At 53.7% G+C, this 13,296-nt stretch carries 12 protein-coding genes; 7 read left to right on the top strand and 5 right to left on the bottom strand.

The genetic code is table 11. The annotated features are described in order from the left end of the window. Window positions 1-4 precede the first annotated feature (4 nt). The gene (locus L0664_RS05075; protein WP_235224532.1) at window positions 5-1,144 is read left to right on the top strand and encodes a glycosyltransferase; all 1,140 of its coding nucleotides are present in this window, start codon (window positions 5-7) and stop codon (window positions 1,142-1,144) included. Here L0664_RS05075 and L0664_RS05070 read toward each other — a convergent pair. After that, window positions 1,141-1,992 (bottom strand): Stf0 family sulfotransferase, encoded by an 852-nt coding sequence (locus tag L0664_RS05070; RefSeq protein WP_235224531.1) that lies wholly within the window; start codon window positions 1,990-1,992, stop codon window positions 1,141-1,143. The two genes, L0664_RS05075 and L0664_RS05070, sit on opposite strands and share 4 nt — an antisense overlap. Before the next feature lie 420 nt (window positions 1,993-2,412). Between L0664_RS05070 and L0664_RS05065 the strand changes: the two genes are divergently transcribed. From L0664_RS05065 to L0664_RS05050, 4 genes are all read left to right on the top strand, one after another. Beyond that, window positions 2,413-3,132, top strand: a complete 720-nt coding sequence (locus L0664_RS05065; RefSeq protein ID WP_235224530.1) for a sugar transferase — start codon at window positions 2,413-2,415, stop codon at window positions 3,130-3,132. An 87-nt stretch (window positions 3,133-3,219) separates the two neighbouring features. Continuing rightward, on the top strand, window positions 3,220-4,389 hold the full coding sequence (locus L0664_RS05060) for a polysaccharide biosynthesis/export family protein (protein WP_235224529.1): 1,170 nt from the start codon (window positions 3,220-3,222) through the stop codon (window positions 4,387-4,389). 103 nt (window positions 4,390-4,492) lie between these two features. Then, entirely contained in the window at window positions 4,493-5,902 is a 1,410-nt protein-coding gene (locus L0664_RS05055) for a lipopolysaccharide biosynthesis protein (RefSeq protein ID WP_235224528.1), read from the top strand. Next, window positions 5,899-6,801, top strand: a complete 903-nt coding sequence (locus L0664_RS05050; RefSeq protein ID WP_235224527.1) for a polysaccharide pyruvyl transferase family protein — start codon at window positions 5,899-5,901, stop codon at window positions 6,799-6,801. The genes L0664_RS05055 and L0664_RS05050 overlap by 4 nt, the downstream gene beginning before the upstream one ends. Here L0664_RS05050 and L0664_RS05045 read toward each other — a convergent pair. Further along, entirely contained in the window at window positions 6,798-8,027 is a 1,230-nt protein-coding gene (locus L0664_RS05045) for an O-antigen ligase family protein (protein ID WP_235224526.1), read from the bottom strand. The genes L0664_RS05050 and L0664_RS05045 overlap by 4 nt on opposite strands. Continuing rightward, on the bottom strand, window positions 8,020-8,826 hold the full coding sequence (gene exoK / locus L0664_RS05040; RefSeq protein WP_268821550.1) for an endo-1,3-1,4-beta-glycanase ExoK: 807 nt from the start codon (window positions 8,824-8,826) through the stop codon (window positions 8,020-8,022). The genes L0664_RS05045 and exoK overlap by 8 nt, the downstream gene beginning before the upstream one ends. A 185-nt stretch (window positions 8,827-9,011) precedes the next feature. On the opposite strand from exoK, the gene L0664_RS05035 reads away from it, so the two are divergent. Together L0664_RS05035 and L0664_RS05030 are read left to right on the top strand one after the other, a co-directional pair. Beyond that, window positions 9,012-10,025 (top strand): glycosyltransferase family 2 protein, encoded by a 1,014-nt coding sequence (locus L0664_RS05035; protein ID WP_235224524.1) that lies wholly within the window; start codon window positions 9,012-9,014, stop codon window positions 10,023-10,025. Further along, window positions 9,977-11,005, top strand: a complete 1,029-nt coding sequence (locus tag L0664_RS05030; protein WP_235224523.1) for a glycosyltransferase family A protein — start codon at window positions 9,977-9,979, stop codon at window positions 11,003-11,005. Before L0664_RS05035 ends, L0664_RS05030 begins: the two co-directional genes overlap by 49 nt. On the opposite strand, the gene L0664_RS05025 is transcribed toward L0664_RS05030, so the two are convergent. Continuing rightward, window positions 11,006-11,245 (bottom strand): hypothetical protein, encoded by a 240-nt coding sequence (locus L0664_RS05025; protein ID WP_235224522.1) that lies wholly within the window; start codon window positions 11,243-11,245, stop codon window positions 11,006-11,008. A 99-nt stretch (window positions 11,246-11,344) separates the two neighbouring features. Then, a complete protein-coding gene (locus tag L0664_RS05020) occupies window positions 11,345-13,279 on the bottom strand; it encodes a polysaccharide biosynthesis tyrosine autokinase (protein WP_235224521.1) in 1,935 nt (644 codons plus the stop codon). Window positions 13,280-13,296 lie beyond the last annotated feature (17 nt).

Raw genomic sequence — 13,296 nt, 5'->3', positions numbered from 1 at the left:
TTTTATGGCAAATATCTTTGTTTTCGCTTTTGACCTCACCGAAGCGTCGCAGGTCAGGCGCATCAAAAACCTTCAGACGCTGGGGCATGACATCCAATCCGCGGCGTTCAGGCGCGGCAACATGAACGCAGACTTTTCACCTGATTGGCCCAATATTGATCTGGGATTTGTGGAAAACGAACAGCTTGGAAAACGGTTGGTCAGTATCCTGCGCGGTGTCTTGCGAATGACCCGACATCGCGATGCACTCAAAGAGGCCGACGTCATTATGGCCCGAAACTTTGATTTGTTGATCATCGCCTGGATGAGCCGGGTGCTGTCGGGCGCGTGGCGTGTGCCTTTGGTTTATGAATGCTTGGATATCCACGGACTATTGACAAAAACCGGTCCTGTCGGCGCGATGATGCGGTGGTGTGAACGGCGACTGCTGGCACGTGTGAAACTGCTGATCGTGTCGTCACCGGGTTTTATCACGCACTACTTTAGGGCAATTCAGGGATATCAGGGGCCGTACAGTATCATTGAAAACAAACTCTGGTTTGACGCAACGCCGATCGCGCGGCCAAAGCAGCGACCGCAGAAGGCCGATGATGTGTTAACGCTTGGCTGGGTCGGGTCAATTCGCTGCGGATCCAGTCTGCGACTTCTGATGGAAGCGGCTGACGCTCTGCCCGAGCGGATCAGAATCCGAGTTCATGGCAATGTTCATCGACATGCCCTCCCCGCTTTCGATGCCGAAGTCGCAAAGCATCCAAATGTCATCTGTTTTGGACCCTATGAATATCCCACAGAACTGGCCGAAGTGTATGCCAATTGTGATCTGGTTTGGGCGCAGGACCTGTGGCAGCGGGGTGCCAACTCTGACTGGCTACTCCCCAACCGCATCTACGAAGCAAGCTGGTTCGGCTGTCCGTCCATCGCTGTTGCGGACACGGAAACAGGGCGCAGGGTCGCGGCGGGGCATCTAGGGTTCACAGTTGCCGACACCAAGGCCAAGTCCCTGATTGACCTACTGAAAGGTCTGGACCGAGGTGCTATTACCCGAGTGTCAGACCACCTGTTGGCGACCGATGGCGATGAATTCATGTTAAGACCGAACGATCTGCAAACGGCACTTATTTCGGTATTACCTGCAAATCGCTAAAGCCCGGCCTTTTTGTAAAGACGCTTTGCAACTTGTACCGTTTGGCGGCGCATTAATGTCGTAGCGGCAGGCCGCTGCACGCCCGGAATAGATCGCCCATCAAGTAACTTGCGCCGGCTGTCGTCGACAAACTGGGTTACCCAGTCATCTTGCGCCGCTTTCTTCTGTCGCTGCGGTGCAAAAATACCTTTATCAGCGGTAATTTGGCTGACGTCGATGTCGAGATAGGCCGCAATCTGTGCGATGGCACCGGATGTATCTGCAACGATATCTTCATAATATAGTTGAAGTGGTTTGATCCCAACACTCCGAAGAAAACTTTGCCAATCGGCATTGCCACGTGAAATCGCATCCATCTTTTCTGCGATTAAGGACCAGTCGTATTGGGCCGGTGTCATTTCAGGCATATCGGAAATCCACGCGCCAGTTTGTTGGGCACGCGCGAATGAAATTGCCTGTTTGGTCAGGTCGCGGCGGCACAGGTGAATGTATGAATAATCCAGCACATTCTGCTCGTGTCTCAGAAATGCGACGAGATGTTCGTGATGCAATTTCACGGAAAAGACGCCATTGGGACCAGTCCGCACCGATTTGATATAATCGAGCGTGTCCATCTGTCCGGCACGTTCCTCCCAGACCTTCCAATTGCCCGGATTGAGGTATTCCAACGGATAACCGAACACGCCCAAAGCATGCATCTTGTGGCCCAAAAAATGACTACCACATCGCGGCGTTGTGCATAGGGCGACTTTCTTGGTGACGGGGACAGTTCGAAAATCGTTAACCGGGTCAAACTGACGTTGCCAAAGGCCGTCAGGAATTTCGAGCGTGGTCGCGGGCTTGGACATAGTATTCGCCTTCCTTTTGAAAACACGGGCGGCAGGTACGGAATCGCGCTGGCTTTTCCATCGTCAAAATACATAAATTCGGACGCGCTTCTTGGACAGAAATGCTGCAGTGCAGATTCAAGCGTGAATCAGCCCAATGAATGAGAGTGGCGGAGTTCTGGATCGGCGCCTTTTTGACAGCCTAAGCGCGGAAAACCCGCAAACGCGCCTAACACAATGATAATGATATATAAAAATTTGAAATTGTTTATCTTTTTGCCACTGAGGTGCGTATTTTTCAGGCGTTAAAATTATCTCGTTCAAAAAATACTGGCAACTTTCTGCCAATTTTGCGCGGCGCACGGATGAAATGCTGCAAGTGCGAATTTGACGGTCAAGGTATGAAGAATGATCCTTACATATCCACGAGGGAGAGCGACTATGCCGACAATGGAAAGTGTGGGTTTTACGCCCTTGGACGAAAAGAAAACGCTGCAGACCTACGCGATTGCATCCCCCCCTAACGTTTCTGATTGCGCCTCGATGGTGGTGGGCGGTTGGGCAAAGCGGGCTTTTGATATTCTTGTCGCGTTTTTGGTTTTGCTTTGTCTCGCACCGCTGTTCTTGATGGTCGCCGTGGCCGTAAAACTGGCGTCACCTGGTCCCGTTCTTTACGGGCACGAAAGGATCGGGCACGGCGGGCGCACCTTTCGATGCTGGAAGTTCCGGTCGATGGTGACAAACGGCGACGAAATTCTCGCGAAGTATTTCAAAGACCACCCCGAAGAACACGATGAATGGATCAAAAACCGAAAGCTACGCAATGATCCGCGTGTCACCCGCATCGGCGCGGTGCTGCGCGCCTACAGCGTTGATGAGCTTCCCCAGATCGTCAATGTCTTGCGCGGTGACATGAGCCTTGTTGGACCCCGCCCCGTCGTCAAAGACGAGTTGGAGATGTACGGCACGGCCGCCAGTCACTATTTGCAAGGTCGTCCCGGCATTACGGGGCTTTGGCAGGTCAGCGGTCGCAGTGATACCAGCTATGATCAGCGTATTCTATTCGACACCAGCTATGTGTTGAATTGGTCGCTTGCAGGGGACCTTGTCATCATCGCCCGCACCATTCCTACGGTTCTGTCCTCCAAGGGGTCTTATTGACCCTCCAACCTGCGTGGTGAACGACGGATGCTTTTGAAATACTGCACCAGAATTTTTGTCATCCTCATTGCCCAGACCATTGCGACAATGGCTTGGGCTGACAACTACCGTGTGGGCGTCAATGATCTGCTGAGCGTCCAAATGACGTCTTGGGATCAAGTGAACTCAGTCATCATCGATATGCCCGGCGTTTCCGGCAGCTTTCCCGTCGACGCCGATGGCGACATCACGTTGGCGCTTGCCGGCCAGGTGGTTGCCCAAGGCAGCACCACCGCGGAAATTGCGCGGGCAGTTGAGGCGGCAATGACCCCTTACGTCGGTATTGGCCGAACTCTCAAGGTTGGCGTCAGCGTTGAAGTCTATGCGCCAATTTATGTCACGGGGCAGACGGAAACACCCGGCGCCTATGAATACACCCCCGGACTTACCATACTGCAGGCGGTCTCACTGTCGGGTGGTCTGGCTGGTGTCACCCCCACCGAGGGCGAAGAGCGCAATTTCCTAACCGCGCGCGGCACCATCAATGTTCTACAAAATGAACTTGTATTTCTGACAGCACAGCGTGACCGGATTGTCATTGAACTGGGGCAAGCCACTGATTTCGCACAAGCCGAGACTGATGTTGCCAGTACGGCGCAAGCCGCGGAATTGGCGATACTGCAAGCACGTAATGCGCGCTATGATTATGAAATTACATCACGATCCAGCGCACGCGTATCCCTAGAAGAAGCATTGCAGGTCCTAGAAGAAAAGCTTGCAACAAATCGCTCCCAACTCGACGCAGGATTGGCTGAACTGCGACGTGCAGAAGATTTGGCTGAACAGGGTCTGGTCACACCCATTCGCGTCTTTGAACGGGCAACCTACATCAACGAGCTGGAAAGCCGCCTTTTGGATATTGAACGGTCCATTTTGCTGGCGCGCCAGGAATTGCAAGGTCACGAACGCGCCGAAGGTCAACTGCTTGCCACCCGCGAGGAAGAGAACGCGATGGCGCTCCAACAAGTAGAAACCAGTATCGCCGAAACCGAAGCGCAGCTTACAGCGCAGTACGACCTTCTGTCTGCATCCGCAGGTCAGGTCATTGGCCAAGGCCCTAACCTTGATCCTCTTACCGCCGAAGTGACGTATCGTGTTACACGTGTACGCGGTGACGGCGGGACGTTTGCGGGGGATCCATCTACACCGCTTATGCCCGGCGATGTGGTCGAAGTAGTCTATGAAAACCCCGCGTCCTCGATAACCCCGTCAAACTGATGGTCCGCAGATGAGCACCCCAGCTGATGTCGCTAAACCTGATGTAGACAATTATCATCCACACCCAACGCGAGGGCGTTCAGTTTCAGCTGTGGCCGGGGTCATGTGGTCATCTTTGCAGACGCTGATCCCGACAGTCAGTTCTGTCGTTGTATTTGTTGTCAGCGCGAAGTTTCTATCACCTGCCGACTTCGGGTTGTTTGGGCTTGCCAGCAGCCTTGTGATCACGGTCGCCGCTTTGACGCCCGTGGCATTTGGCGAAGCCCTTGTGCAGCGTAAGTCCCTGACGAAGGCGCACACAGATAGCGTATTTTGGCTGACGTTTGGTTTTGGCGTCCTTTGCTTTTTGCCGTTCGTATTGTTTGCCACTCCGCTGGCGACGGCGATGGGGGATGTCGCTATTGCCGCGATCCTACCAGTTCTGGCGCTGCGTATCCCGTTCGATTTGGCGGCCGCTGTGCCAAATGCGATGATTGTCAGATCCATGAAATTCAGGCTAATCGCCCTGCGTACGGCTGTTGCCACGATAATCAGTGTGATCATTTGTTTGTCGATGCTGTTTGCGGGCTATGGGTATTGGGCCCTCGTGGGCAGCCAGGTAGCGGCCAGTATTGTTGCCTGCGCTATGGCGTATTGGGTCGCTGGCTGGAAACCCGGCATCGCGTTGAAGTGGTCAGCCTTGCGTGACCTTTTCAGCTATGGCGTTTTTGCATCGGGCAACCGGATGCTGGCCACGATCAAACTTGATCATCTGGTCTTGGGTATCTTCGGCGGCACCGTCATGCTTGGATTGTTCTTTTTTGCGCAGCGGCTTTACAACATGCTGACACAGTTGGTGGGCGGTGCGTTGTCGTCGGTGACGCTTACGCTGCTCTCAAGCATGCAGGACGATCAGGAAAAAACGGCGCAGGCCTTTGGCATTGCGTCCTTTGTATCGGCGGCCGTCAGCATGCCGATGTTTTGTGGTTTGGCCATTACAGCCCCCGATCTGTTAGACCTTTTGTTGGATGACAAATGGGCGGACGCGACCTTTGTGTTGCAAGCGTTCTGTGTGGCCGGCGTTCTTGCAGGGATCGGGGTCGTGCAGGCCTCCCTCATTCAAAGCCAAGGCAAAGCGCGCTGGTGGTTCTATTATCAATTGGCCCAGCAATGTTGCGCCGTGTTTGTGATCTTGGCGATGTATCGCTTTGGTCTGGCGACGCTCATGGTTGCGCTGATGGCGAAAAGCGTCCTGTTGTGGCCCGTTTCGGTTGTGATGACCGCGCGGCTATTGGGCCGCAGCCCGTGGCATTATCTGGCCGGGTTCAAAGTTCCGGTCGCGGCCACACTTGCGATGACCATCGGAATGTTGGCCGTGCCCCTCGTTTTGCCGGATCTGACACAGGTTGCCCGATTGGCTTCGCAATTGGCAGTTGGTGGCAGCATCTACGTTCTTCTCATCCTGCATTTATCGCGTGATCGCATAACGCAACTGCGCCGTTATCTGCCAAAGAAAGAAAAAACAGCCTCATGAAACTGACATATTTTCAGGGTGACCCGCCCAATTTCGGGGATGAATTGAACGCAACAATGTGGTCCCACCTGTTGCCCGCAGATTTCTTTGACGATGACCCCGCCCAACTATTCATCGGGATCGGTTCGGTGATCCAACACAACTATCCCAGTGACGCCAAAAAGGTCGTAGTCGGGTCCGGTTACGGTGGATATACTAAAAAACCAAACGTGCATGATGGCAGTTGGGAATTTCATTTTGTCCGCGGCCCTCAAACCACCGAAAGCTTGGGATTGAACCCCGATCTCGCGGTCGCCGACGCTGCCATTTTGTTGCGCGAAACGCCCCTGCCCGCGCCTGCCACCAACTTCAAGGTCGGCTTTATGCCGCATTACGAAAGTATCGAGCGGGGCAATTGGAAAACCGTGTGTGATCTGGCCGGAATCACGTTCATCGACCCGTCCCATCCGCCTGATCAGGTCATCGCGCAAATCCTTGGCGCTGATCTGGTCATAACTGAGGCCATGCATGGTGCCATCGTGGCAGACGCCTTGCGCACACCGTGGATTGGCGTGCGGGCCATGCATCATGTTCACTGGTTCAAATGGTACGATTGGGCAAAGGCGCTGAATATTGATTACAATCCGGCTTTTCTGTTTCCGTCCAACTTGCGCGAAGCATGGGCACTAACAACTGGTCGGGCAGGATCAGGACGCGGCGCAATGGCCGTTTGCACAAGTCGTGCGGCGCAACCGCTCAATACCGCCTGTCACCATCTTGCGGCCCGCAGCTTGCAAAAATTGGCAAAAAGCGCGCCAAATCTCTCATCAGACGCGGAAACCGAACGCGCGACAGACAGGGCAATGTCGGCGATTGACGGGTTGGTCGCAAAATACACGACCAATCGCGCCTTTTCCTAAACGGCGCGCCGGTCGCCCTGCAATCCGCGCACAGCGTACACAAATGCGCAGATCACAATGACGGTCCGCAAGGAAAACTGAAAGAAGACCGGGACTTCGACAAAGCTGACCATGACAACCATCATAACCAAGACGAACAACAAAGACGCCTCGGCGCGGTGGGTGCGCAAAGCCCAAAGCCCCGTTGTGATCGCTGCCCCGTAAAGAACAACGCATTGTAAAAACACACCCAACACGCCCACCTCAACCGCGTTGGACAGGTATGTGTTATGAAAGTTAAATCCACCACGGCTTTCGATCCCGAACGTAAACCACAAGGCTTCGGCGGGGCTGTGGCCATGAACCCAAAATGCCTGATACCCCATCCCAAGAAACGGGCGTTCTGCAATCAGTTCCAGCGCGATCCGCCACAGTTCGGTTCGTCCTGTCAAAGTGACGTCCTTACCCGTCGTATCCAGCAACACCGCGATCAGTGTATCGGAAAACATAATCATCAGCACGATCACGAGCGCAGCGGCCAAACCGAAAAACACCAAGGCAGCCACCCTTTGAAGCAACGTCATCCGATAAAGGATCAACACTGAAAATAGAATAAACAGCGACGGCGGTACGATCACCAATGCGCTGGCCGATTGTGCCAATAACAACAGCATAAGCCCCAGCATCACCCCTAAGACTGCACTCAAACGGTATCGATAAGATGCGACGCTGTCCAAAATCTGGGCAGCGCAAATGACAACATAGGTTGCCGCAGCACCTGCCAAAGCGTTTTTGCTGCCGTAAATACCCAACCACGCGCCCGTGTCATTGCGGACGTCCCCGAACAACAGACTGGCCAACATGGCCATTGAATAAAGCGCAAAAAGAGTGCGGCCAAAGACGCGGGGCGACGTCGTGGATGCGATGGTAATCGCAATGATAACCGTCGCGGCGAACTGAACACCAAATCGAAATGTGATCATTGGGTATTGCGACCAGACCGCAGACAACAGGCAAAACGCGGGCAATGCAATGACGTACCAATATGTCACGCATAAGCTGATTTGGATACTCAAGCGGCGAACCAACAAGGCGCATCCCGATGCCAAGAACATCAGCGCGCCGTACGTTCCCAAAACCGGAACAAACACCAACCCGCACAAGGCGATCACAGCAAGAACGACATCCGGTTCGACCGTGACCACATCAATACCACGGCGAGGCAGATACAGGCGGGCGTCACTCATTCTGGCAAACGACGGATGTCGGGAACTGACAAGCATCGCCGAGCGCAGTAAAGGCGATCCAATCGACGTCCATGTCCAAAACCGTTTCCGGTTCGACAAATGGCCCCATCCAGTTGGGAAAACTGTCGCTGCCCCAAAAGCTGGCGTAGATCTTTTGGTCATTCACCGGCAACGCGGTACCGGGCGCTGTTTCATGAACCAGTTCCCCATCCACAAACCAACGAATGCCGCCTTCATCCCAGACAAATGAATAGGTTATGAACCCGTCATCGGCGGGTTGGGGCAAAGGGACCCGTTTCCCGTTTTCTGGCGCACCACTCACATAGGTATTCAGGCTGACCGCAGTCGTGTCACGGGTCAGCACCTCAAAATCAATCTCGTCATGTGGTTTGCCATGATGCGGGCCGATGTATGTGAAAAACGCAGCATTCAGGCCTGATCCTGTGCTGGTCCGATACCGTGCTTCATAGGTGCCGTAGCCATAGACATGACGAGACTGGATTTCGCCACAGGTATAATCACGCTGTTCATTGGCTTGTCTGGCAAAGCTCAACGTCAGCATACCGCCCTCAACCACGAGGTTGTCGCCAGACCACATGCAGTTCTGCCAATCGCCGTTAACCCAGCCATCAGAGACGCCCCAAAGGTCTGCATCAAACGTTTCAAAATCGTCAAAAAAACTGACACCAGCGGGTAAATTTTGTGCAACAGCCGGCGACGATACCAAAACCAGAGCACTAAGATAAGTATGACGAATGACCGTTAGTATCCGGTCGGCATTCCTATGGAAACAATACATAAAGAGGTCTCCTTTTTCTGCGGTGATTTCCCTTATTTTATTATAGTTTAAGCCGAAAAAACAAAGCGAATGATTGGGGTCGGCGCATCGTTGCTGAAATGAACAAGGTCCGCACAAACTGAGTGAGGCATCGTTCGAAAAACGCTATGCTGAACGTGCAAATTAACTGAAAGGGGGTCGCGTCAGTGCAACCCGTCGTTTCTGTTGTCATGGCCAACTACAATGCAGCTGATTACTTGGCAGCGGCCCTGACATCTGTGCTCGCGCAATCCGTTTCACGGATCGAAGTTCTGCTGGCCGATGACGCATCAACCGACGCAAGTGTTGCCATTGCACAGCAAGTGGCTGCCACCGACGCCCGCCTGAAAATCATCGCAGCAGATGTAAACAAAGGTCCTGCCGCCGCCCGTAATCGCGCGCTTGACGCAGCGACTGGCGATTGGATTGCGATTGTCGACAGTGATGACATTATCCACCCCCAGCGGTTGGAATTGATGCTTGACGCTACGAAAACCCTTCAGACGGATGCAGTTGCGGATGACCTGACGTATTTTGCGGACAACGTGGTCCAGCCGGGCGACACACTTTTGGGCGACACGCGACCATCCAAGCCAAAACTTATTACTACAAGGTGCTTTCTTGGTGCTGATCAGAATGCCCCGCAACTCGGATACCTCAAGCCGCTGATGCGACGTAACGCCTTAAGAGATATGCGGTACCGCGAGGATATTCGCATCGGTGAAGACCACGATTTGTATATGCGGTTTCTGATGAATGGGGGGCGCATGCATCTACTGCCACAGTCTTATTACCTCTATCGCAAGCACGTCCATTCACTGTCACATCGCAGTCATCCCGACGACGTGCGCGCCATGATTGCAGTACATGACGATCTATTGGACAGCTACCCTGACGCATCAGACGACTTACGCGCAGATTTCGCGGCGCGACGAACGGCTCTGCAAGAACCACTTGCCTTTGAAACGCTCGCCGATCACATCAAGAACCGCCAGTTTGGCAGCGCGTTGCGCGACATCGCCCGAAAGCCCGCTTTGCTGATACAGCTGTGCACCGTGGCCACAAATCGTATCAAACGCCAGTTCAAACGGCACGCCCCACAACACGCCATCGTCCCAGATGACCCAAGCCAATGGACATCACAGGACTGGGCGGCACTGTGCGAACCAAGGTCGCCATGATGTCAAAAACGCAACCCCTCGTTCATGTTCGCACCACGGCCTACAAAAGACCCGATGCGTTGCGTCGTGGCTTGCAAAGCTTACAGGCGCAAACCTGGTCGAATTGGATTTGCGATGTCTATGATGATTGCCCCGACGGATCCGCACGCGCCGTGATCACCGAATTGGATGATCCGCGCATCCGGTTTCATCATAACAAGCCACAGCTTTTTGCATCCAAAAATATCGACCAGTGCTTTAGCCGAAATAACCCCCACGACGCCGCTTATTTCTTTGTGTTGGAAGATGATAACTTTGTCCTGCCAACCTTCATAAGTGACAATATTGCGCTGTGTAAGCGGCACGGCGTTCACATGCTGTTTCGCAATCAACTGGTTGAACTGGACAGCGGAACGGACCGCGCGCGCATTTCAACCATCGGCGTTTTGGATGATAAGCTGACGGGCGGGCTCTATTCGGCTGACGTTTTCAGGCTGTGTTTGATGGCCGATATCGGTGTGTCAAACGGCGGGTTGTTCTGGTCGCGCGATGCGGCGACGGATTTAGAAATTCACTATGATTGCAGCGCCACATTACAGGAATACATGCGGACATTTGCGATTTGCGAACCGATTTATGTTGCGATGGAACCGCTTGCCGTTTGGGCCGAAAATGGCGAAGAAACCATGCGTGATTTTGGCAACACGGCGGGGTATTTCAAACGCGAATTGTCCCTGAAACGATCGGTCGGCGTTTTGCAACGCAATGCCTGGGCACTGGCGGAAGCCGACGATCGCGAAGCGTTTTTAACCCACCCTGTTTTTCGCTATCCGGAACGCCAAAGGGCAACCGGATTGGTGAAATCACATACTCAATTTCGTGTCGGGCGGTCTTTGGAAATAGCCGCTATTGCCAAATTGGCTTTTCGTGGTGCTGTGATCCGGTTGATCGGAAAGGTCGAACCTGCCGTCCTGCCCTTTATCCAAGCCCGCAAAGGTTAGTTATTGCTTTTGTGTCCCGGCTTGGGGATCGACCTGTGCGGGGCTGTCCGTGTCGGCAGGTTTCGGCGGCGATATCAGGCTCATCAACAACAGCAATAAGAAATATCCAAGCTGCAAAACAACCATGACGGCCATCACCCGAAGCGCGATAACGCCAGCGCTGGCACCTGCCTGATATGACACAACGCCCATAATCACGGACGCGGTCATCATGAAACCGATGAACACCGTTAGTCGCAAACTCGTCCTCCCAACGACAAGGTGGAAAGAGCATAGGCGAATTCCAAGTGTCACGCTACCGTCACAAAGCACGAATTTCAGGCAAGATGTTCGTAAGTTCTACAGATAGCTTTCAGGCCAGCCCGGACGGGCATATTTGTGAAGCTTACGAATGTTGACCTTGTTCAGGGCGATGCCGACTATTTTTTGGGAAATCTCAGGTTCATGCGCAAGGTATTGTGTGACGAGTGATCGTGGCGTCTGCCCCCATTCACAAATCAAGATGATATTATCCAACTGGGCAATTATAGCTTTGGCGTCAGATACTTTTGCCAAGGGGGGCATATCCAGTATCACATGATCGTAATGCTTGCGCAGTTCGGCCACCAACGCCTGCATGTTCTGCTGATACACAAGATCACCCGCAAAGGATTGCTGCGGTATTGCGCCGGATGGCAGGATGCTCAACCCGGTATACTCCAGAACCTGTATTGCTTCCGACAGCGGCGCGTTTCCATGCAAGACCTCAACGATACCGGGACCCGCCGGAATATTCAGATCCCCCCTCAGACGAGAACCTTGCCAGTCCATGTCAATCAACACGGTGCGCGCGCCCGTCTTGGCCAGCATGTTCGCATAGTTGACGGCCAGCGTTGTCTTCCCTTCCCCAGGCAACATTGACGTGACGGCGACAACCCTACTGGCGCCGTCCGTATTTCTAAGATCAACGGTTGCATGGATATTGCGCAACGTTTCACTGAACACTGTCTGTGGCATCAAAACTGACCAGAACAGCTCTGGCGAACGTTCAATGACTTTGCGTCGTTCCCGTGCGGTCTGGTCAGGGTCCGTGTGGCCGGCATCTTTGTCCAAGGCAGGTGCGAAAGAAAGCCCGTTTAGCTTGATTTCTGTGGTCTTTGGCGGGGACGCGTCATTCAATGCGCGCGTGTCGATGTGCGGTAAATGACCAAGAAAAGAGCAGCCCGTATGATTATAGACTTCTGTGCTCACACGGAACGACCGCTCGCGCGCTTCGCGCCATACAGCCAACGAAAAGCCCGCCATCAGACCCAGCAGGGTCGTGACTGCCAACGTTTGCCACATCTTTGGTAAGGCCGCTGTCTTGGGTACGATTGACTGGGTCAGAATACGCCCGTTGGACACCGGAAACGACCCTTGAATGGATATCTGTTCATACCGCGCTGAGATGGTTTGGTACAATGCATCCAATGTTGTTGCCCGCTGGGCAAGTTCGCGCAAACGCATCACCTGTGACGGGTCACTTTGTCGAAGTGCGGTCGCCTGTGACTGCACTTGCGCAGAGCTTTCCTCCAATTCCTGCAATCGCGTGCGCATCCATTCCGCGGTGCGTTCAGTGGATTCCACATTCGCGGTCAGCCCGTCTTCGAGATAGGCGTCGGCGTAGGTGTTCACGATCAGGGCCGCAAGGGCCGCGTCATGGCCGACATAGCTAACCTCGATGGAAAAGCTCAGGCCAAGCCTTTCAATCCGAATGTCACCTTGCAGTCGCGACGCTGCACTTGAAAGCTGGGCTGCTTGCTGTTCTTGCGGGGTCAATGTGGGTTGTTCGGCAACGTCTTCATCCCCGCCAAGCACCGCCCCGATTTGCGTCTTGACGTTGGACAAGATCGTTCCTGCCAAAGATGATGGAGGGTTCAGAAAAACATCACGTTCTTGCAACTCAATGCGGCGGGCAACTTCTGTCGCCAGTTGCAATGATTGGAGAACCTGAATTTCATTCAGCAAGGACGTATCATTTCGCGCAAAGGGAATACTTGCGGAGATTTCTTCATCCAGCTCGCTGCGCCTCTCATCGACCAGCACGGTGGCAGAGGCGTAGTATTGTTCGGGCGTCGTCACATGATGCGCAATCCCCGCCACCAGACCAAAAAGCGCGCAAAGCATCAAAGGGATGTATTGTCTGCGCAATGCGGCCATCACATCGCCCAGCGTTGTTGCATCCACATTGGCGCGCTGTTGAAAGCGATCCGCATCATATTCGGCGTCGCGTATGCGCAAACCGATATCTCTCATAAGGTGACCACCACTTT

The sequence above is a fragment of the Octadecabacter dasysiphoniae genome (assembly GCF_021532615.1).
In the GTDB taxonomy this organism is placed as follows: Bacteria; Pseudomonadota; Alphaproteobacteria; order Rhodobacterales; family Rhodobacteraceae; genus Octadecabacter; species Octadecabacter dasysiphoniae.
The sequence above is the reverse complement of the archived record's forward strand: the minus strand, read 5'-3'. Positions and strand labels throughout refer to the sequence as shown.

What these genes read in the sequence shown, in the direction of transcription:
- L0664_RS05075 (WP_235224532.1), top strand. Translation starts at nt 5, where the DNA reads ATGGCAAATATCTTTGTTTTCGCTTTTGACCTCACCGAAGCGTCGCAG.
- L0664_RS05070 (WP_235224531.1), bottom strand. Translation starts at nt 1,992, where the DNA reads ATGTCCAAGCCCGCGACCACGCTCGAAATTCCTGACGGCCTTTGGCAA.
- L0664_RS05065 (WP_235224530.1), top strand. Translation starts at nt 2,413, where the DNA reads ATGCCGACAATGGAAAGTGTGGGTTTTACGCCCTTGGACGAAAAGAAA.
- L0664_RS05060 (WP_235224529.1), top strand. Translation starts at nt 3,220, where the DNA reads ATGGCTTGGGCTGACAACTACCGTGTGGGCGTCAATGATCTGCTGAGC.
- L0664_RS05055 (WP_235224528.1), top strand. Translation starts at nt 4,493, where the DNA reads ATGTGGTCATCTTTGCAGACGCTGATCCCGACAGTCAGTTCTGTCGTT.
- L0664_RS05050 (WP_235224527.1), top strand. Translation starts at nt 5,899, where the DNA reads ATGAAACTGACATATTTTCAGGGTGACCCGCCCAATTTCGGGGATGAA.
- L0664_RS05045 (WP_235224526.1), bottom strand. Translation starts at nt 8,027, where the DNA reads ATGAGTGACGCCCGCCTGTATCTGCCTCGCCGTGGTATTGATGTGGTC.
- exoK (WP_268821550.1), bottom strand. Translation starts at nt 8,826, where the DNA reads ATGTATTGTTTCCATAGGAATGCCGACCGGATACTAACGGTCATTCGT.
- L0664_RS05030 (WP_235224523.1), top strand. Translation starts at nt 9,977, where the DNA reads ATGGACATCACAGGACTGGGCGGCACTGTGCGAACCAAGGTCGCCATG.
- L0664_RS05020 (WP_235224521.1), bottom strand. Translation starts at nt 13,279, where the DNA reads ATGAGAGATATCGGTTTGCGCATACGCGACGCCGAATATGATGCGGAT.